This is a genomic window from Brevundimonas sp. CURTG3B2_SDJG (genome assembly GCF_057364705.1).
Genome location: NZ_JBNFOJ010000547.1, coordinates 1 through 774 on the forward strand (window position 1 = coordinate 1; position 774 = coordinate 774).

General features: G+C 75.1%; 1 protein-coding gene. It reads left to right on the forward strand.

Annotation, left to right across the window (positions count from 1 at the left end; translation table 11 throughout):
- On the forward strand, window positions 1–710 hold a 710-nt coding region (locus tag AC2W7C_RS18595; protein WP_486002667.1), incomplete at its 5' end, for a DUF1800 family protein.
- Window positions 711–774: the final 64 nt, after the last annotated feature.

Here is a 774-nt window from a genome sequence, read left to right on the forward strand (position 1 = left end):
CGGCAGGCCGCGCGGGCCGCCCCCGGACGCCACGACGGGCGAACCGGGGCGACAACGGCTTCCTGTTCCGGCCGAACGTCCACGAACCGGGCGCGCGGACGGTGATGGGCAGGACCTACGCCGAGGACGGCGCCGGACAGGGCGAGGCTATCCTGCGCGATCTCGCCAACCGGCCCGAGACCGCCCGGCGTCTGGCCCGCAACATCGCCCGGCATTTCGTGGCGGACGACCCGCCCCAGGCCCTGGTCGACCGCCTGGACGCGGCGTGGACCGGTTCGGGGGGCGATCTGGCGGTCGTGGCGAGGACGCTGGTCGAGGCGCCGGAGGCGTGGACCCCGGCGGCGGCCAAGATCAAGACCCCCTACGAGTTCATCGTCTCCAGCCACCGGGCGCTGGGCACGCGCCCGCAGCGGCCGCAACCGCTGCAGCAGGCGCTGATCCAGATGGGTCAGCCGGCCTTCAGCGCCCCCTCGCCCGAAGGCTGGCCCGACACCGCCGCCGACTGGGCCGGCCCGGATGCCTGGCTGAGACGGCTGAACTGGGCCAAGACCGTGGGCGACGCCGCCCAGGTTCCGGATCCCAGCGCGATCGCGGCCGGGGCGCTGGGTCCCAGGCTGGGGGAACGCACCCGGCTCGCCGTCGCCCGCGCCGAAAGCCGCGCCGAGGCGCTCACCCTCTTGCTCATGTCGCCGGAGTTCCAACGCCGATGACCCATGCCATGCCCATCAACCGCCGCCTGCTGCTGGGGCGGGCCGTCGGGGCCGGGATCGGCCT